The organism is Paracoccus alkanivorans (genome assembly GCF_003697785.1).
Classification (GTDB): Bacteria; Pseudomonadota; Alphaproteobacteria; order Rhodobacterales; family Rhodobacteraceae; genus Paracoccus; species Paracoccus alkanivorans.
Genome location: NZ_QOKZ01000014.1, coordinates 1 through 15140 on the forward strand (window position 1 = coordinate 1; position 15140 = coordinate 15140).

Genomic DNA, 15140 nt, shown 5'->3' on the forward strand with positions numbered 1-15140 from the left:
TTCCACGCTGTAGATCCTCCCGCCCTCCCTGCAACCACAGAAAGGGAAAAGGTGGACGACTTTTACACCGCCCGCAGCAGCACCAAGCCGCCGCTTCCGTGGACTAATTTCGCACCGCCGTTCTCACCGGGGTGAGGGAAAGGCCATGACTGACCGAAACAGCGAAGCTGCTATCGCGACACCAACGCGTCGTGATCTGCTGCAATCCATCGCGATGCTGGGCATTGCGACTTCCGCATCTCAGGCATTTCCCACGCCGTCTTCTGCCAATGAAGGAACCATCGAAATGAATGAACGCGTCATCAAGAGCGACGAGGTGGAAATAGCCACGCAGGCGTTTGGCGATCCATCCCATCAACCTGTTCTCCTGATCATGGGCGCCATGGCTTCAATGCTGTGGTGGCCGGAAGCGTTCTGCCGGCAGCTTGCGGCCCAGAATTTCCATGTCATCCGCTATGACAACCGCGACACCGGCTTATCGACTTTTTACGAGCCGGGCAGCCCACCCTATACAACGGATGACATGGCCGAGGACGCCATGCGTGTTCTGGACGGATATGAGATTGACAGCGCTCATCTGGTCGGCATGTCGATGGGCGGCATGATCGCCCAGATTGCCGCATTCGCGCATCCCGGGCGCGTCCGGACATTGACACTCATCTCCACCACGCCCGTCAGCATGGACACGTCCGCACTGCCCCAGACCAGTAGTGCCTATATGGAACATGCTGCGGAAGGGGAAATCATCGATTGGAGCGATCACTCCCAGGTGATTGATTTCATTGTCAAGGACACCAGGATGATCGCCGGGACCGCACATCCCTACGACGAGGCGCGTGCGCGCGGTCTTGTTGAGCACGATGTCAAGCGTGCTAGAAACTTCGTCAGTGCCACCAATCACTTTGCCCTTGGGGCTGGAGCGGACTGGACCGGTAAGCTCGCTGACCTGGAAATACCGCTTCTTGTCATTCATGGTACGGACGATCCGATCTTCCCGATCGAGCATGGCGAATTGATAGCGGAAACCGTCGACGGCGCGGATTTGCTTCGGCTCGAGGGAGGCGGCCATGAGATTCACCCCGACGATTGGGGTAAAGTCCTTCCGGCCATCAAAGCGCATAGTGATGCATAGAACTCTCCGGCACAATAGGGTTAGCTACCGCTGCAATCAGGCGTTCATTGTCGCAACGTCGAGAGCGACAGATCGCAGGTTTGTCCGCCAACCAGCAGCAACAAGTCAGTTTCGCTGCACAGTGTCCGAATGTCCGGTGCGAAGGTGGTAGTACTGCGGCGTCCGTTCCTGCCGAACGACGGCAAAGGGCCGACCAAGCCCTTGCACCCCTCCGACAGCCCTGGCATTGCAAAGGTCACCACCTGCGCATTGCTAATCTTGGTGGAGGCTGCAGCAGGACTGGCCGGGTGTTTCGGCCAATGAATGGCCGCTTTCGATTTGCTGAGACATGACCCGAGTAATTGCAGCGAATGACTGGAAGCCGCCCAGATTTGCAAAATACGGTGTGGGTACCAGATGAACCGATCGTTTGCAGCAAATCGTATGCTCCTCCGTAAATCTCGTTCGCTTCATTGTCCGTCCTCTGGTTGGGCCGGACTCTAATTGCATCTGGAGGAAAAATCCCGTGGCAGGTCAGGAACGCAATGAATTATCTGTGGACTATAAAATCGGTGAAATACAATCATCCGGCCAATAAGCTACTGTAAAGAAAAACATTTCAAGGGGAGAACTTGTGCTCTTGTAAGCGTTGGCGGCACCGAATGTAAACGCCTTTTCTCTAACAAAATGCCCAACTACCAATGAGATAGAGATCATCCATACGCGAGATGTCAGCATCGAAGGTGCATGGGGTGTGAATTATCTTCCCTTCTGGTTTACCATGATCTTCATGGCGGATGATCGTGGATGATAAACTCTTCCTGACTAATGGTGTTTCATGAACGTGACAGCTTGTGGGCAAGTCTTACGCCGGGTCCACCGCCATTTTCCGGGATGAACTCGACCCCCGCAGCCTCAAACGCGCTTTGGATCACCTGAACTGTCTTCGGCTTAAGCAAATCTCCCTTTTCCAGTCGTGTAATTGTTTGAGGCGCGACCTGCGCTATTTCAGCCAGCTCTCGTATTCCCCAACCAAGTGCCGCCCGTGCCATTTTACATTGAACGCCGACGATTTCATCGCATTGTAATGATTTCTGTTGCTCATTCACGCTTCGACCTGTAATCTGCCTGCCTACAAGACGGTCGAACGACGTGGTGGTTCACATCGCTCGACCTAACCACAACCCAAGCTGCGAGGAGCTCGGATCATGGCTGATTCCGACCATACACGAATACACACTGCCGTCACGCGCCGGAAGGCTCTGAAAACGACGGCGGCAGGCGTGATGTCCGTGCCATTTCAAGCAACTGGTGTCATTGCGAACACGGGAACCGATAAAGCCGGCGCCGATCCGGCCCTGACGCTGTGGCGGGAGTGGCAGGCTGCCCATGCGCATACAACAGCGCTGTGCCGTAAGCAGCAACGTCTCGAGGCATTGCTGATGCGGACAGCCGGCCTTCCCCGCGTGGAGGTGGAACTGGATGATGACGGCACGATTGTCACGCTATCCCGGGAGGAGGATATCGAGGAACTGTTCGGCGATAATCCCGCCCTGGCTGGGGAATGCGCGAAAGCACGGGCTGAGTTCGTGGCCCGTCAGGCCCGCTGGGCCGAAGCCGATGCGGTAATCGGCTATTCTGCGGCGCGCGAGGAAGAACTCGAAGCTGCGGACCGTGCGCAGGATCTGGCGGATAGGCTGACGATGACGCCGGCAACCACGCTGGCTGGCGTGGTCGGCAAGCTCGATATGATCTTGCGGGAAGGCCTGTCCTCGGAAGATTGCGATGAATTTCCATGGCGGGAGATTCGCATGGCGCTTCTCGATCTGAGGCAAATCGAAAGGGAGATTTGGGCATAGAGGCAAGGAATCAGCATGCCGTCTTAGCGAAGAGCTGGTCGTTAATCATGTCATCGGCTCTCCTGATGCCCGTGATCCTGGATCCCGGTCCCATCCGATTTGCCGCCGATTCCGCGCCACAGAACGACGGCGGGTCCACTCCTCTTGCCTGCCCGAACCTGCCTGTCCTTTCTGGATCAGAAATGACCAGAAGGAGGCAAGGCAGCCATGCTCCCACCAGACCGTATCATCCGCCTGAGCACCGTTCTTTCCCGCACCGGCCTCTCCCGGTCGACCATCTACCGCAAGATCGCCGAGGGCACATTCCCGGCCCAGCTCAGGATCAGCGTCCATGGCGCGGGATGGCGCGAATCCGATATCAACCGTTGGATCGACGATCCCGCTGGATGGAAGCCACGCGGGGAGTTCGACGTCGATGGTTGATGGCGAAGCCGATGACGACGGGAGAGACATCTCACCCCGTACCACGCGCGCTAGGCCGCTCACGGCATCGGAACAGCTTGAGGAACTGTTGGGCTATTCGTGGCCCTTCTCCGGCAGGCCGCCCAGGCACGACCTGTCCGAATGGACCGTCACCGACAACTGGCCCGACCCCGTTCCTGTCACGCAAACCGAGATCGAGATGTTCGAGCGGTGGTTCGGTGATCTGTTCGATGAGCTGTTTGGCCCGGATGCTTGAGCGATCCGCAGGACGAAACCAAAACCCGGACTTGATAACAGTACTGACATATGATACCAAAGCTCATGAAAAAGCGTCACAGAGCCACGCTTGAACTGATCTTCGCCCGCCCTGTCAGTGGCTCAATCCGTTGGGCCGATATCGAGGCGCTGTTCGTGGCCCTCGGGGCTGAAGTCAGTGAACGGGCAGGTTCGCGCGTAGGTGTATTCCTGTTTGGCGAGGTGCGCGTCTTTCATCGTCCACATCCGTCACCGGATACGGACAAGGGTGCAGTTGCCAGCATTCGCAAATGGCTGAGCGAGAACGGAGTGGAGCCATGATCAACGTGATCGAGATCGATGGAGAGAAGGCGGTCATTACCTTCGACCCGGATATTCAGATGCTGCGCGGCGAGTTTGTCGGCCTGAATGGCGGTGCCGATTTTTATGCCGAAAGCGTTCACGACCTGATCGAGGAAGGCCAGAAATCATTGGCCGTCTACCTGGAGATGTGCCGGGAAAAGGGCATTGAGCCGGGCCGGAAATTTTCCGGGAAGTTCAATGTCCGCCTCGATCCCCGCGACCATGCTGCGGCAGTCATTGCCGCCGCCGCAGCGGGAAAAAGCCTGAATGAATGGATCGTCGGGGCGATCAGGGAAGCTGCCGAGAGCGGCGATCAGGCGGCCTGAGCCTCAAGCTGCGACCGGATTGTTCGGTCCCGGAACCTGTTGAGAAGGAGGCCGAACATGACCGCTTCCATGTCCAAACTCCCCCAGCGCGCCGCGCTCTACCTACGCGTTTCGACGGCACGACAGGCCGAGCACGATGTCTCCATCCCGGACCAGAAGCGACAGGGTGAAGCCTATTGCGAGGCGCGCGGGCTGCAATTGGTCGAAACCTATGTGGAACCGGGCGCAACGGCGACCAACGACCGCCGTCCCGAGTTCCAGCGCATGATCGAAGCGGGAATATCCAACCCCGCACCCTTCGATGTCGTCGTGGTTCATTCGTTCAGCCGATTCTTCCGCGATCACTTCGAATTGGAATTCTACGTCAGGAAGCTCGCCAAGAACGGTGTGAAGCTCCTCTCCATTACCCAGGAGATGGGCGATGATCCCATGCATGTCATGATGCGTCAGATCATGGCGCTGTTCGATGAATACCAGTCGAAGGAAAATGCCAAGCATGTGAGCCGGGCCTTGAGGGAGAATGCGCGGCAGGGTTTCTGGAACGGCTCACTTCCTCCCATCGGCTATCGCACCGTTGCCGCCGAGCAGCGCGGCGCCAAGGTCAAGAAGAAGCTGGAGATCGATCCGCTCCACGCCGACACGGTGCGGTTGATCTTCCGGCTTGCCCTGCAGGGCGACGGCACGTCCGGTCAGATGGGCGTCAAGAACATCGTCTCCTATCTCAATCGCAATCGGATCTTCACCCGCGATGGAGGCCGGTGGGGCATCGGGCAGGTTCATCGCATCCTGACCCGGCGCACCTATATGGGCGAACATGAATGGGGAAAGAGGGGCAAGCACCAGAAAGACAAGGCGTCCAGCGACGTCGTGATCGTCCCCGTCCCGCCGATCATCGACCGCGAGACCTTCGATGCGGTTCAGGCCCTACTCAAGGCCCGCAATCCCAAGGTCACGCCCGCCCGCGTTGTCAGCGGCCCGACCATGCTGACCGGCTTGATCCATTGCGCCAAATGCGGCGGCGCCATGACCATCCGGACCGGCAAAGGGGGACGCTATCGCTATTACACCTGCTCGACCAGGGCACGAAAAGGACCAACCGCCTGTGAAGGCATGTCCGTCCCAATGGAGAAATTAGATGATCTGGTGGCCGATCACCTGGAAAGCCGACTGCTGCAGCCCGAACGGCTGGAAACCATCCTTGCAGCCATCCTCGACCGCAGGGAAGAACGCGCCGAGCGCCGCCAGGAACATATCGCCGAGTTGAACAAGCGGGCAGCGGAATCGGAACTGCGCCTCAAGCGGGTCTATGACGCCATCGAGGCGGGCGTGGTCGATCTGGACGATCCGGCGCTCAAGGATCGCATCGATGGGCTCAAGACTGTCCGCGATCAGGCAAAAGCGGACGCCGAGCGCGCGCAAGCCATGCTTCAGCACTCAGGTCAGAAGGCCGTGACACCACAGATGCTGCGTAACTTCGCCACCACGGCCCGTCAGCGCATCCGGCTCAAAGGGGGAGGTTATCGCCGCGACCACCTGCGCGCACTCGCGCAGCGCGTCGAGGTCGATACCGGCGAAGTCAGGATCATGGGATCGAAGTCCCGGCTGCTTCAGACGCTGGTCGCGGGCGACGGCGTAAACCCAGTGCCCACTCAAGGACTGAAGTGGCGGAGGCGGTGGGATTCGAACCCACGGTGGGCGTTGACCCACGTCGGTTTTCAAGACCGGTGCATTAAACCACTCTGCCACGCCTCCGACGCGGTCCGATTATCTCGCCGCGCGGGCAGGCGCAACCTCCCGCGGTATCTCAGCGCTGCAATGTGACCGCATTCGAAGCACCGGCGATCTCGACCTGTGTCACTCCGGCAAGCTGGGTATTCGACAGGGTCAGGGCCACGGTGATGCTATCCACCGCCGGGTTGGCGGGCAGCCGGGCGGCCTCATCCGTGGGCGGCGGCGGCAGCGCGACAAAGCGCAGGCGCAGGACACCGTCGGGATCGGGCGATATACGGCCCTGCGGCTGCGGGCGCAGGGTGACCAGCTCGGCATGGTGATAGCCCTTGGTCGGTGCGATGCCGGTCGCCACCAACAGGCGTCCCTCGTTCAGCGGCTCCCATCTGGCCGAGATGATTTGCGGGATGCCGGGGCGGCTGTCGCCGACCGTCTCGTATCCGCCTTCGGGCGCCAGTGTCTCGGGCCTGTTGCCTCCGCCGCCCCATCTCAGCGGGTTCCAGCCACTGTCGCCGCAGCCCGACAGGAGCAGGGCAGAGATCAGCAGTGATACGGTCAGTCTGGTCATTTGGCATCCCCCGGAGGTTTTGTCCGATTGTTAGGGGAAAGCAGGCCGCCGTTAAAGCCTCTTTCAGATCATTGTCCAACGGCCCGCACCCCTCCCAACAGTCCCGCAGGCTTACCATATGGGTAATTGGGAACGGCGCGGGTGATGCTTTGACCTTCGCCGCCGCCCGCGCTAATCCGGCACCGGAAAAAAAGGAGCCCCCAATGGCCAGCCCCGCGTTCGAAGACATCGCCGATACTTTCGATTTCCTGGATGACTGGGAGGATCGTTACCGGCATGTGATCGAACTGGGCAAGGCCATGCCGCCGATGGAACCGGCGTTGCAGGTGCCTGCGACCAAGGTCGAGGGCTGCGCCAGCCAGGTCTGGATCATGCCGCGGATCGAGAATGGGCGCTTCGATTTCCAGGGCGACAGCGACGCGATGATCGTGCGCGGGCTGATCGCGATCCTGCATGCGCTCTATTCCGGCCTGACCGTGGCAGAGGTGGGGCAGGTGGATGCGCAGGCTGAACTGGCGCGGCTTGGCCTGGACGAGCATCTGTCATCGCAGCGCTCGAACGGGCTGCGCGCCATGGTGCTGCGGATCAGGCAGCTTGCCGCCGACGCAGCGTGATCCAGCCGCCGCCCAGCACGCGGGTGCCGCCGGTTTCATAGAAGACGCAGGCCTGGCCGGGGCTGACCCCTTCCTCGGCATCCAGCAATTCGACCTCGGCGCGGCCGTTCTCCAGCGGGCGCAGGATCGCCGGGCGCGGAGGCCGGGTCGAGCGGATGCGGACCGAGCAGGGGATCTCTCCGGTGAAAGGCCGATCGCCCAGCCAGTTGACCTCCGAGACCGGAACGATGGTCGTGGCCAGCGCGGATTTCGGCCCGACGACAACCCGGCGCGTTTCCGGATCGAGGCGGACGACATAAAGCGGCTCGCCCAATCCGCCGATGCCCAGCCCGCGGCGCTGGCCGACGGTGTAATGGATCACGCCGCGATGTTGGCCCAGGACGTTGCCATCCATGTCCACGATCTGGCCCGGATCGGCGGCGCCGGGGCGCAGCTTTTCGATCACGCTCGCATAATCGCCATTCGGCACGAAGCAGATATCCTGACTGTCCGGCTTGTCGGCGACTGACAGGCCGTATTCGGCGGCCAGCGCCCGGGTCTCTGCCTTGCTGACCAGGTGGCCAAGCGGAAAGCGCAGGTAATCCAGCTGCTCCTGCGTGGTCGAGAACAGGAAATAGCTTTGATCGCGGGCCGGATCGGCGGCCATGTGCAGCTCGGCCCGCCCGGCACCGGGCTTGCGTTGAATGTAATGGCCGGTCGCCATGCAATCGGCATCCAGATCGCGCGCGGTTTCCAGCAGGTCGCGGAATTTCACCCGCTCGTTGCAGCGGATGCAGGGCACCGGGGTCGCTCCGGCCAGATAGGCATCGGCGAATTCGTCGATGACCGATTCGCGGAACTTGTTCTCGTAATCCAGGACGTAATGCGGAAAGCCCATCCGCTCGGCTACCCGGCGGGCATCGTGAATATCCTGTCCGGCGCAGCAGGCGCCCTTCTTGGCCAGCGCCGCACCGTGATCGTAAAGCTGCAGCGTGACCCCGATCACGTCGTAACCCTCTGATTTCAGTTTGGCTGCCACGACCGAGCTGTCGACGCCGCCTGACATGGCCACGACAACGCGCGTCTCTGCCGGGGATTTGGCAAAGCCGAGACTGTTCAATTCGGCACCGCGCGCCGGGGCGCGATCAGGGGCAAGCGTGGTCATGGATGGGCTCCGGGCCGTGCGGGCATCGACAATTTGCTTAGAAATATAGGCAAATACCGGACATTCTCAACCGGGGCAATGCCCGCGGCTAACCTGGATTTAACCGCATCTGGATCAGTTTTCCACGATTAGAGCAAAGCCGGGAAACAGAACAGTGAAAAAAAAAGATCGCCCTCGGACCGCGACATTGCCGGATGGACGGATCCTGACGGTTGCGGATCTGCCGCCTTCCTCGACCCGTTGGGTTGCATCTCGCAAAGAAATTATTGTGAATGCAGTAGCTTACGAGTTGATCTCACGCGATGAGGCCTTACGCCGATATGGCCTTACCGTAGAAGAATTCGACAGTTGGTGTCGTGCTTTGATCGACCATGGGCCGGCCGCGTTGAAGGTGACCCTGCTGCAGCGTTTCCGGAAGTAGTGGCTTTCTGAAAGAAACAACTTTAAGTTGAATTAACTATACCTTAGTGCAACGTACGATAGGCTCGGCAAAATTATGGAAGAACCAGGACTGTACACATCATGAGAGTTTTACTTGTAGAAGATGATCCCAGCACTGCGCGTGCCATCGAACTCATGCTGACTTCCGCCAGCTATAACGTCTTTGTAACCGATATGGGCGAAGAAGGAATCGATCTTGCGAAGCTGTATGAATACGATCTGATCCTTCTGGATCTGGATTTGCCCGACATGAACGGGATGGAGGTTTTGCGGAATATCCGCGTCGCACGGATCGATACGCCGATCCTGATCCTTACCGGTTCGGACAATATGGAACACAAGCTGAAGGGATTCGGTTTCGGCGCCGACGACTACATGACCAAGCCCTTCAACCGCGAAGAGTTGCAGGCGCGAATCCAGGCCATTGTCCGTCGCGCACAGGGCCATAGCCAGGCGGTCATACAGATCGGGGAAATCACGGTGAATCTCGATGCCCGCTCGGTCGAGGTGCGGGGCATGCCGGTCAAGCTGACGGGCAAGGAATACCAGATCGTCGAACTGCTGGCGCTGCGCAAGGGAACCACCCTGACCAAGGAAATGTTCCTTAACCATCTCTATGGCGGCATGGACGAGCCGGAGTTGAAGATCATCGATGTCTTCATCTGCAAGCTGCGCAAGAAGCTGTTCGAGGCGCTCGGCTATGACAGCCCGATCGAGACGGTCTGGGGACGTGGCTACGTGATGCGCGAACCGGTCCCGGTGGCCGAGGAAAAGCTGGCCGTGGGCAGCTGAGGATCCGATCCCGCGACGATGTGCCGTGACGAGCCGCCCGGATCAGCCCCGGGCGGTTTTTCAAATCCGATCTTGTCACTCGCAAAGATTGCTGCTTCGACTCTGGATGGCGGCGGGTATAAGGGCCGGGCATTCTCCGAAGCGGACGATGCGGCAATTGGAGTGACGGAACGGATCGGAATGGCGAAACGACGGAGTGATGATGCGGCACGGGACGAGGCCGCGATACCGGCAGGCGACCTGACCGCACAGCAGGCGGCCGACGAGATCGCCGATCTTTCGGCGCGCATCGCGCAGGCGAACGAGGATTATCACGGCAAGGACAAGCCGCAGATCACGGACGCCGATTACGACACGCTGAAACGGCGCCTCTCGGCGCTGGAAGAGGCCTTTCCCGATCTGCGCGCAGCCGACAGCCCTACGGCCAAGGTGGGTGCCGCTCCGGCCGAAGGTTTCGGCAAGGTCACCCATGCGCAGCGGATGATGTCGCTTGGCAATGCCTTTGACGACGAGGATGTGCGGGATTTCGTCACCCGCATCCGCAGTTTCCTGAACCTGCCCGGAGATGCGCCGCTGGATTTCACCGCCGAGCCCAAGATCGACGGGCTGTCGCTGTCGCTGCGCTACGAGGATGGCGAACTGGTGCAGGCGGCGACGCGCGGTGACGGCACGGTCGGCGAGAATGTCACCGCCAATGCCCGCACCATCTCCGACATTCCCCAAAGGCTGAAGGCCGACGCGCCCGGCATCGTCGAGATCCGGGGCGAGGTCTATATGGCGCATGACGATTTCGCCCGGCTCAATGCCGGGGATACCGGCCGCGTCTTTGCCAATCCGCGCAATGCCGCCGCAGGTTCCCTGCGCCAGCTTGATCCCAAGATTACCGCCAGCCGTCCGCTGAAATTCTTCGCCTATAGCTGGGGCGAACTGACCGCACCGCTTGCCGAAACCCAGATGGGGGCAGTCGAACGGCTGGCAGAGCTTGGCTTCAGCACCAACCCGCTGACCCGGCTATGCCGTGACGCGGCCGGGATGATCGCCACCTGGGCTGAGATCGAACAGCAGCGCGCCACGCTTGGCTATGACATCGACGGGGTGGTCTACAAGGTCAATGACCTGGGCTACCAGGCCCGGCTCGGGTTCCGCTCGACCACGCCGCGTTGGGCGATCGCGCATAAATTCCCCGCCGAGACCGCCTGGACCCGCCTTGACCGGATCGAGATCCAGGTCGGGCGCACCGGCGCCCTGTCCCCGGTCGCGCGGCTGGAGCCGGTGACGGTCGGCGGGGTCGTGGTCTCGAACGCCACGTTGCATAACGAGGATTACATCGCCGGTCTCGACAGCGCCGGCAACCCGATCCGCGAGGGGCGCGATATCCGCGCGGGCGATTGGGTCAAGGTCTATCGCGCCGGCGACGTGATCCCCAAGATCGCCGATGTGGACCTGTCGCGGCGCGTCAGCGATACGCCCTACGAGTTCCCGACGCATTGCCCCGAATGCGGCTCGGAGGCGATCCGCGAACCGGGCGATTCCGTGCGCCGCTGTTCTGGTGGCCTGATATGCCCGGCGCAGGCCATTGAGAAACTGAAGCATTTCGTCAGCCGCTCGGCCTTCGACATCGAGGGGCTGGGGGCGAAGCAGATCGAGATGTTCTTTGCTGACGATGACCTGCCGATCCGCGAGCCCGCCGATATCTTTACCCTGGCCGAGCGCGACGCGGCGAACCTGCCCAAGCTGAAGAACCGCGACGGCTTCGGCGAGCGTTCCGTCGAGAAACTCTTTGCCGCGATCGAGGAAAAGCGCTGTATCCCCTTGGCGCGCTTTCTTTTTGCCCTGGGTATCCGGCATCTGGGAGAGGTCGCGGGAACGACCCTGGCACGGCATTTCGGCACATGGGAGGCGATGATCGCCGCCATTGACGGCGCTGCGGCTGAACCCGCCTTTGCCGCAGGGGATGACAAGGCCCGCCGCACTGCGCTGGAGGAGAGTCCCAACTGGGCCGAACTGACCGGTATCGACGGGATCGGCGCGGTTCTGGTGCAATCGCTGGTCACTACCTTCACCCAGCCCCGCGAGCGCGAAAGCATCGACCGCCTGACTTCGATGCTGACCATCCTGCCCGCCGAGGCCCCGGCCAATGCGCAGACCGCGATCAGCGGCAAGACGCTGGTCTTCACCGGTACGCTGGAGCGCATGACCCGGGCCGAGGCCAAGGCGCGGGCCGAGGCGATGGGGGCCAAGGTCGCGGGCTCGGTCAGCGCCAAGACCGACCTGCTGATCGCCGGGCTGGGAGCGGGCTCCAAGGCCAGGAAGGCCGCCGACCTGGGGGTCGAGACCATCGACGAGGATGAATGGATGCGGATCGCCGGGCAATGAGCGCACCGAAGGGCAGACCCCCGGCGCTGTTCCCGCTTTTCGCGGCGATTGACACGCTGCCGGGGATCGGCCCCAAGGGCCGGGATGCGCTGGCGCAGATGGGGATCGAGCGGCCGCGCGACCTGGCCATGACGCTGCCGGCCAATGGCATTACCCGCCGCCGGATCGACCGGATCGCGGAGGCCCACCCCCCCGAGATCGTCACTGTAGCAATCACCGTGGGCCGCCATTTCCCGCCCAAATCGCGGGGCCGTCCGTGGCGCGTCCATTGCGCTGATGCGCATGGCGGCGACCTGACATTGGTTTTCTTTCACCCTCGCCGGGACTGGATCGAAAGCCAGCTTCCCGCTGGTGCGCGCCGTATCGTCAGCGGCAAGCTGGAACTCTTCGACGGTCTTGCCCAGATGGTCCATCCTGACCATATCCTGCGCGAGGACGAGCAATTGCCCGCCGCGTTCGAGCCGGTCTATCCGCTTTCGCAGGGCCTGACCCAACGGATGATGGCCAAGGCCGTGACTGCCGCGATGGAGCGCCTGCCCGAGGTCGAGGAGTGGATCGATCCGCAGCTTCTGAAGGATCGCGGCTGGCCCGGATTCGCGGGTGCCTTGCAACAGGCCCATGCCCCTGAATCCCCACGCGATCTGTCACCCGACAGCCCGGCGCGGGCGCGGCTGGCCTATGACGAGTTTCTTGCCCACCAGATGACGCTGGCATTGGTGCGGCGCGAGAAGCGGCGGCTGAAGGGCAGGCCGACACGGGGCGACGGCCGTTTGCGCCAGGCGGTGCTGGCCAGCCTGCCATGGCCGCCGACCGGGGCCCAGACCCGCGCTGTGGCAGAGATCGCGGCCGATATGGCCAGCGACCGGCGCATGAACCGGCTGCTGCAGGGCGACGTCGGGTCGGGCAAGACGCTGGTGGCGATGCTGTCGGCGCTGGTCGCGGTCGAGGCCGGGGGGCAGGCGGTGCTGATGGCGCCGACCGAGATCCTCGCCCGCCAGCATGCCCGCGCGCTGGAGCCGCTGGCGCGGGCGGCGGGTGTGCGGCTGGCCGCGCTGACCGGCCGCGACAAGGGCGAGCTGCGGGCGCAATTGCTGGAGGATCTCGCGCAGGGCCGCATCGATATCCTGGTCGGCACCCATGCGGTGTTTCAAAAGGATGTGCATTTCCACGATCTGCGCCTTGCCATCATCGACGAACAGCACCGCTTCGGTGTCGCGCAGCGGCTGGAACTGTCGGCCAAGGGCGATATCCCCCCCGACATGCTGATCATGACCGCGACGCCGATCCCGCGCTCGCTGGCGCTGACGCAATATGGCGATCTCGACCTGTCGGTGTTGGACGAGAAACCGCCGGGGCGGCAGCCGATCACGACCGTGATGATCCCGGACCGGCGGCTGGATGAGGTGACGGCGCGCCTGCACGCGGTGCTTGAACAGGGCGCGCGCGCCTATTGGGTCTGCCCGCTGGTCGATGAAAGCGAACTCAGCGACCTGACCGCCGCCGAGGCGCGCTTCCAGTCGCTGCGGGCGCAGTTCGGCGAGGATGTGCGGCTGATCCATGGCCAGATGCCCGCCGATCAGCGCGACGCCGCGATGGCGGATTTTGCCTCGGGGCGGGCGCGGATCCTTGTCGCCACCACTGTGATCGAGGTCGGGGTGGACGTGCCCGAGGCCACGATCATGGTGATCGAGCGGGCCGAAAGCTTTGGCCTCGCCCAGCTTCACCAGCTTCGCGGACGGGTCGGGCGCGGGCAGGGGGCCTCGACCTGCCTGCTGATGTATCACCCGCCCTTGGGCGAGACCGGCGCCCGCCGGTTGACCACCCTGCGCGACACCGAGGACGGGTTTCGCATCGCCGAGGTCGACCTGGAGATGCGTGGCGCGGGTGACGTGATCGGCACCGCTCAATCGGGCCTGCCGCGCTTTCATATCGGCGACCTTGAGCATCAGCCGGGCCTGATGGCCGTGGCCCGGCAGGACGCCCGCGCATTGCTGGAACGCGATCCGGCACTGGAGTCGGCGCGCGGCAGGGCGGTGCGTTTCCTGATGTGGCTGATGCAGCAGGATCAGGCGATCAGGCTGATCTCGGTGGGGTGAGGCCCGATTTGCGTCCCGCAATGGCTGGGGCTCTGCCCCAGACCCCGAGGTATTGATGCAAAGAAGAAGGGGGTAGGCCGGATGTAATCCCGAGGTTGCGTCCGGCTTCCCGATCTGGTCATGTGGGCCGTGACGGGGGCGCCCATCAGGGCTGAGATGCACCCTTTGAACCTGAACCAGATCATGCTGGCGGAGGAAGTCGCGTTGCCGTCATGGCTTTCCCATGCCGCCCGCGTGCCGCGCCGGGGGAGGCGAGATGATTCCGAATATCCTGTCGATCGCGGGCTCCGATCCTTCGGGCGGGGCGGGAATCCAGGCCGATCTCAAGGCGATTTCCGCCAATGGCGGCTATGGCATGGCCGCGATCACTGCCCTGACCGCGCAGAACACGCAGGGCGTGAGCGCTGTTCACATGGTGCCGCCGGATTTCGTGGCGGCCCAGATCGGGGCGGTGTTCGACGATATCCGCGTCGGTGCCGTCAAGATCGGCATGCTGGGGGATGCGGCGGTGATCGCCGCCGTGGCGCGGGCGCTGGAGGGGCGGGATTGTCCTATCGTGCTGGATCCGGTGATGGTCTCCAAGAGCGGCGACCGGTTGCTGGCTGCCGAGGCGGTCGAGGCTTTGCGCGGCCTGCTGATCCCGCGCGCCACGGTCATCACGCCGAATCTGCCCGAAGCCGCCGATCTGCTGGGATGCGGGGAAGCACAGGATCGCGCGGGAATGGAAGAGCAGGCGCGTGCCCTGCTGGAACTTGGCCCGCAGGCGGTTCTGCTGAAAGGCGGGCATCTCGCCGGGATGGAATCGCCCGACCTGCTGATCGATGCGAATCGGATCCTGTGGCTGGAAGGCCGGCGCCACGCGACCCGCAACAGCCATGGCACCGGATGCAGCCTGTCCTCGGCCCTGGCGACACAATTGCTGCTGTCAGACCGGTTGGAAGATGCCGTCATGGCAGCAAAGGCATATGTTTCCAAGGCGTTGATGGCCGCTGACCGGTTGCTTGTGGGGCATGGGCACGGGCCGCTGGATCATTTCTGGGCATTACGCTGATTAACGATGTTCTC

The 15140-nt window shown here is 62.3% G+C and carries 17 protein-coding genes, 1 tRNA gene, 2 pseudogenes and 1 riboswitch; of the genes and pseudogenes, 14 read left to right on the plus strand and 6 right to left on the minus strand.

All coding sequences use genetic code 11. The features are described from left to right. Positions 1-145 precede the first annotated feature (145 nt). Positions 146-1132, plus strand: a complete 987-nt coding sequence (locus C9E81_RS20960) for an alpha/beta fold hydrolase (protein WP_208021244.1) — start codon at positions 146-148, stop codon at positions 1130-1132. 815 nt (positions 1133-1947) lie between these two features. Here the strand turns inward: C9E81_RS20960 and C9E81_RS20965 are convergent. After that, positions 1948-2220, minus strand: coding sequence for a helix-turn-helix domain-containing protein (locus C9E81_RS20965; protein WP_243698753.1), 273 nt, complete (start codon positions 2218-2220; stop codon positions 1948-1950). A gap of 99 nt (positions 2221-2319) precedes the next feature. On the opposite strand from C9E81_RS20965, the gene C9E81_RS20970 reads away from it, so the two are divergent. The 6 genes and pseudogenes from C9E81_RS20970 to C9E81_RS23450 form a co-directional block, all read left to right on the plus strand. Then, on the plus strand, positions 2320-2970 hold the full coding sequence (locus C9E81_RS20970; RefSeq protein ID WP_122114319.1) for a hypothetical protein: 651 nt from the start codon (positions 2320-2322) through the stop codon (positions 2968-2970). A gap of 207 nt (positions 2971-3177) precedes the next feature. Then, positions 3178-3393 (plus strand): helix-turn-helix transcriptional regulator, encoded by a 216-nt coding sequence (locus C9E81_RS20975; RefSeq protein WP_122114320.1) that lies wholly within the window; start codon positions 3178-3180, stop codon positions 3391-3393. Next, on the plus strand, positions 3386-3649 hold the full coding sequence (locus C9E81_RS20980; RefSeq protein ID WP_122114321.1) for a hypothetical protein: 264 nt from the start codon (positions 3386-3388) through the stop codon (positions 3647-3649). Before C9E81_RS20975 ends, C9E81_RS20980 begins: the two co-directional genes overlap by 8 nt. Before the next feature lie 65 nt (positions 3650-3714). After that, entirely contained in the window at positions 3715-3969 is a 255-nt protein-coding gene (locus C9E81_RS20985) for a type II toxin-antitoxin system HicA family toxin (protein ID WP_122114322.1), read from the plus strand. Further along, the gene (locus C9E81_RS20990; protein WP_122114323.1) at positions 3966-4316 is read left to right on the plus strand and encodes a type II toxin-antitoxin system HicB family antitoxin; all 351 of its coding nucleotides are present in this window, start codon (positions 3966-3968) and stop codon (positions 4314-4316) included. The genes C9E81_RS20985 and C9E81_RS20990 overlap by 4 nt, the downstream gene beginning before the upstream one ends. Before the next feature lie 69 nt (positions 4317-4385). Next, a pseudogene (locus tag C9E81_RS23450) lies at positions 4386-4790 on the plus strand (recombinase family protein); the annotation flags it as partial. A gap of 72 nt (positions 4791-4862) precedes the next feature. Here the strand turns inward: C9E81_RS23450 and C9E81_RS23455 are convergent. After that, positions 4863-5096: a hypothetical protein gene (locus C9E81_RS23455; protein WP_243698754.1), complete on the minus strand. Its 234-nt coding sequence runs from the start codon at positions 5094-5096 to the stop codon at positions 4863-4865. Here C9E81_RS23455 and C9E81_RS23460 point away from each other — a divergent pair. Beyond that, positions 4983-5414 (plus strand): annotated as a pseudogene (locus tag C9E81_RS23460) (recombinase family protein); the annotation flags it as partial. The gene C9E81_RS23455 and the pseudogene C9E81_RS23460 overlap by 114 nt on opposite strands. Before the next feature lie 33 nt (positions 5415-5447). Here C9E81_RS23460 and C9E81_RS23465 read toward each other — a convergent pair. The 3 genes from C9E81_RS23465 to C9E81_RS21005 form a co-directional block, all read right to left on the minus strand. After that, positions 5448-5735: a hypothetical protein gene (locus C9E81_RS23465; RefSeq protein WP_243698755.1), complete on the minus strand. Its 288-nt coding sequence runs from the start codon at positions 5733-5735 to the stop codon at positions 5448-5450. Between the two features lie 243 nt (positions 5736-5978). Further along, positions 5979-6068, minus strand: a tRNA-Ser gene (locus tag C9E81_RS21000). A gap of 52 nt (positions 6069-6120) precedes the next feature. Continuing rightward, on the minus strand, positions 6121-6612 hold the full coding sequence (locus C9E81_RS21005) for a hypothetical protein (RefSeq protein ID WP_122114324.1): 492 nt from the start codon (positions 6610-6612) through the stop codon (positions 6121-6123). 203 nt (positions 6613-6815) lie between these two features. On the opposite strand from C9E81_RS21005, the gene C9E81_RS21010 reads away from it, so the two are divergent. Then, positions 6816-7226, plus strand: coding sequence for a SufE family protein (locus tag C9E81_RS21010; protein ID WP_122114325.1), 411 nt, complete (start codon positions 6816-6818; stop codon positions 7224-7226). Here C9E81_RS21010 and mnmA read toward each other — a convergent pair. Beyond that, complete coding sequence (gene mnmA, locus C9E81_RS21015; protein WP_122114326.1) at positions 7198-8370, minus strand: tRNA 2-thiouridine(34) synthase MnmA; 1173 nt, start codon at positions 8368-8370, stop codon at positions 7198-7200. The two genes, C9E81_RS21010 and mnmA, sit on opposite strands and share 29 nt — an antisense overlap. Before the next feature lie 154 nt (positions 8371-8524). On the opposite strand from mnmA, the gene sciP reads away from it, so the two are divergent. From sciP to thiD, 5 genes are all read left to right on the plus strand, one after another. Beyond that, on the plus strand, positions 8525-8791 hold the full coding sequence (sciP, locus tag C9E81_RS21020; protein ID WP_122114327.1) for a CtrA inhibitor SciP: 267 nt from the start codon (positions 8525-8527) through the stop codon (positions 8789-8791). A 101-nt stretch (positions 8792-8892) separates the two neighbouring features. Beyond that, complete coding sequence (gene ctrA / locus C9E81_RS21025) at positions 8893-9603, plus strand: response regulator transcription factor CtrA (protein ID WP_122114328.1); 711 nt, start codon at positions 8893-8895, stop codon at positions 9601-9603. Between the two features lie 180 nt (positions 9604-9783). Next, positions 9784-11979, plus strand: a complete 2196-nt coding sequence (gene ligA, locus C9E81_RS21030; protein ID WP_122114363.1) for an NAD-dependent DNA ligase LigA — start codon at positions 9784-9786, stop codon at positions 11977-11979. Beyond that, positions 11976-14075 (plus strand): ATP-dependent DNA helicase RecG, encoded by a 2100-nt coding sequence (recG, locus tag C9E81_RS21035; RefSeq protein WP_243698756.1) that lies wholly within the window; start codon positions 11976-11978, stop codon positions 14073-14075. Before ligA ends, recG begins: the two co-directional genes overlap by 4 nt. A 124-nt stretch (positions 14076-14199) precedes the next feature. Beyond that, positions 14200-14290: riboswitch (TPP riboswitch) on the plus strand. A gap of 41 nt (positions 14291-14331) precedes the next feature. Beyond that, positions 14332-15126 (plus strand): bifunctional hydroxymethylpyrimidine kinase/phosphomethylpyrimidine kinase, encoded by a 795-nt coding sequence (thiD, locus tag C9E81_RS21040; protein ID WP_122114330.1) that lies wholly within the window; start codon positions 14332-14334, stop codon positions 15124-15126. The last annotated feature ends 14 nt before the right edge of the window (positions 15127-15140 follow it).

Excerpts from the sequence above, each read along its gene's own strand:
- mnmA (WP_122114326.1), bottom strand. The coding sequence starts at position 8,370 with ATGACCACGCTTGCCCCTGATCGCGCCCCGGCGCGCGGTGCCGAATTG.
- C9E81_RS21010 (WP_122114325.1), top strand. The coding sequence starts at position 6,816 with ATGGCCAGCCCCGCGTTCGAAGACATCGCCGATACTTTCGATTTCCTG.
- C9E81_RS20960 (WP_208021244.1), top strand. The coding sequence starts at position 146 with ATGACTGACCGAAACAGCGAAGCTGCTATCGCGACACCAACGCGTCGT.
- C9E81_RS20970 (WP_122114319.1), top strand. The coding sequence starts at position 2,320 with ATGGCTGATTCCGACCATACACGAATACACACTGCCGTCACGCGCCGG.
- C9E81_RS20980 (WP_122114321.1), top strand. The coding sequence starts at position 3,386 with ATGGTTGATGGCGAAGCCGATGACGACGGGAGAGACATCTCACCCCGT.
- C9E81_RS21005 (WP_122114324.1), bottom strand. The coding sequence starts at position 6,612 with ATGACCAGACTGACCGTATCACTGCTGATCTCTGCCCTGCTCCTGTCG.
- recG (WP_243698756.1), top strand. The coding sequence starts at position 11,976 with ATGAGCGCACCGAAGGGCAGACCCCCGGCGCTGTTCCCGCTTTTCGCG.
- C9E81_RS20990 (WP_122114323.1), top strand. The coding sequence starts at position 3,966 with ATGATCAACGTGATCGAGATCGATGGAGAGAAGGCGGTCATTACCTTC.
- C9E81_RS23455 (WP_243698754.1), bottom strand. The coding sequence starts at position 5,096 with ATGAACCTGCCCGATGCCCCACCGGCCTCCATCGCGGGTGAAGATCCG.
- thiD (WP_122114330.1), top strand. The coding sequence starts at position 14,332 with ATGATTCCGAATATCCTGTCGATCGCGGGCTCCGATCCTTCGGGCGGG.
- ctrA (WP_122114328.1), top strand. The coding sequence starts at position 8,893 with ATGAGAGTTTTACTTGTAGAAGATGATCCCAGCACTGCGCGTGCCATC.
- C9E81_RS20975 (WP_122114320.1), top strand. The coding sequence starts at position 3,178 with ATGCTCCCACCAGACCGTATCATCCGCCTGAGCACCGTTCTTTCCCGC.
- C9E81_RS20985 (WP_122114322.1), top strand. The coding sequence starts at position 3,715 with ATGAAAAAGCGTCACAGAGCCACGCTTGAACTGATCTTCGCCCGCCCT.
- ligA (WP_122114363.1), top strand. The coding sequence starts at position 9,784 with ATGGCGAAACGACGGAGTGATGATGCGGCACGGGACGAGGCCGCGATA.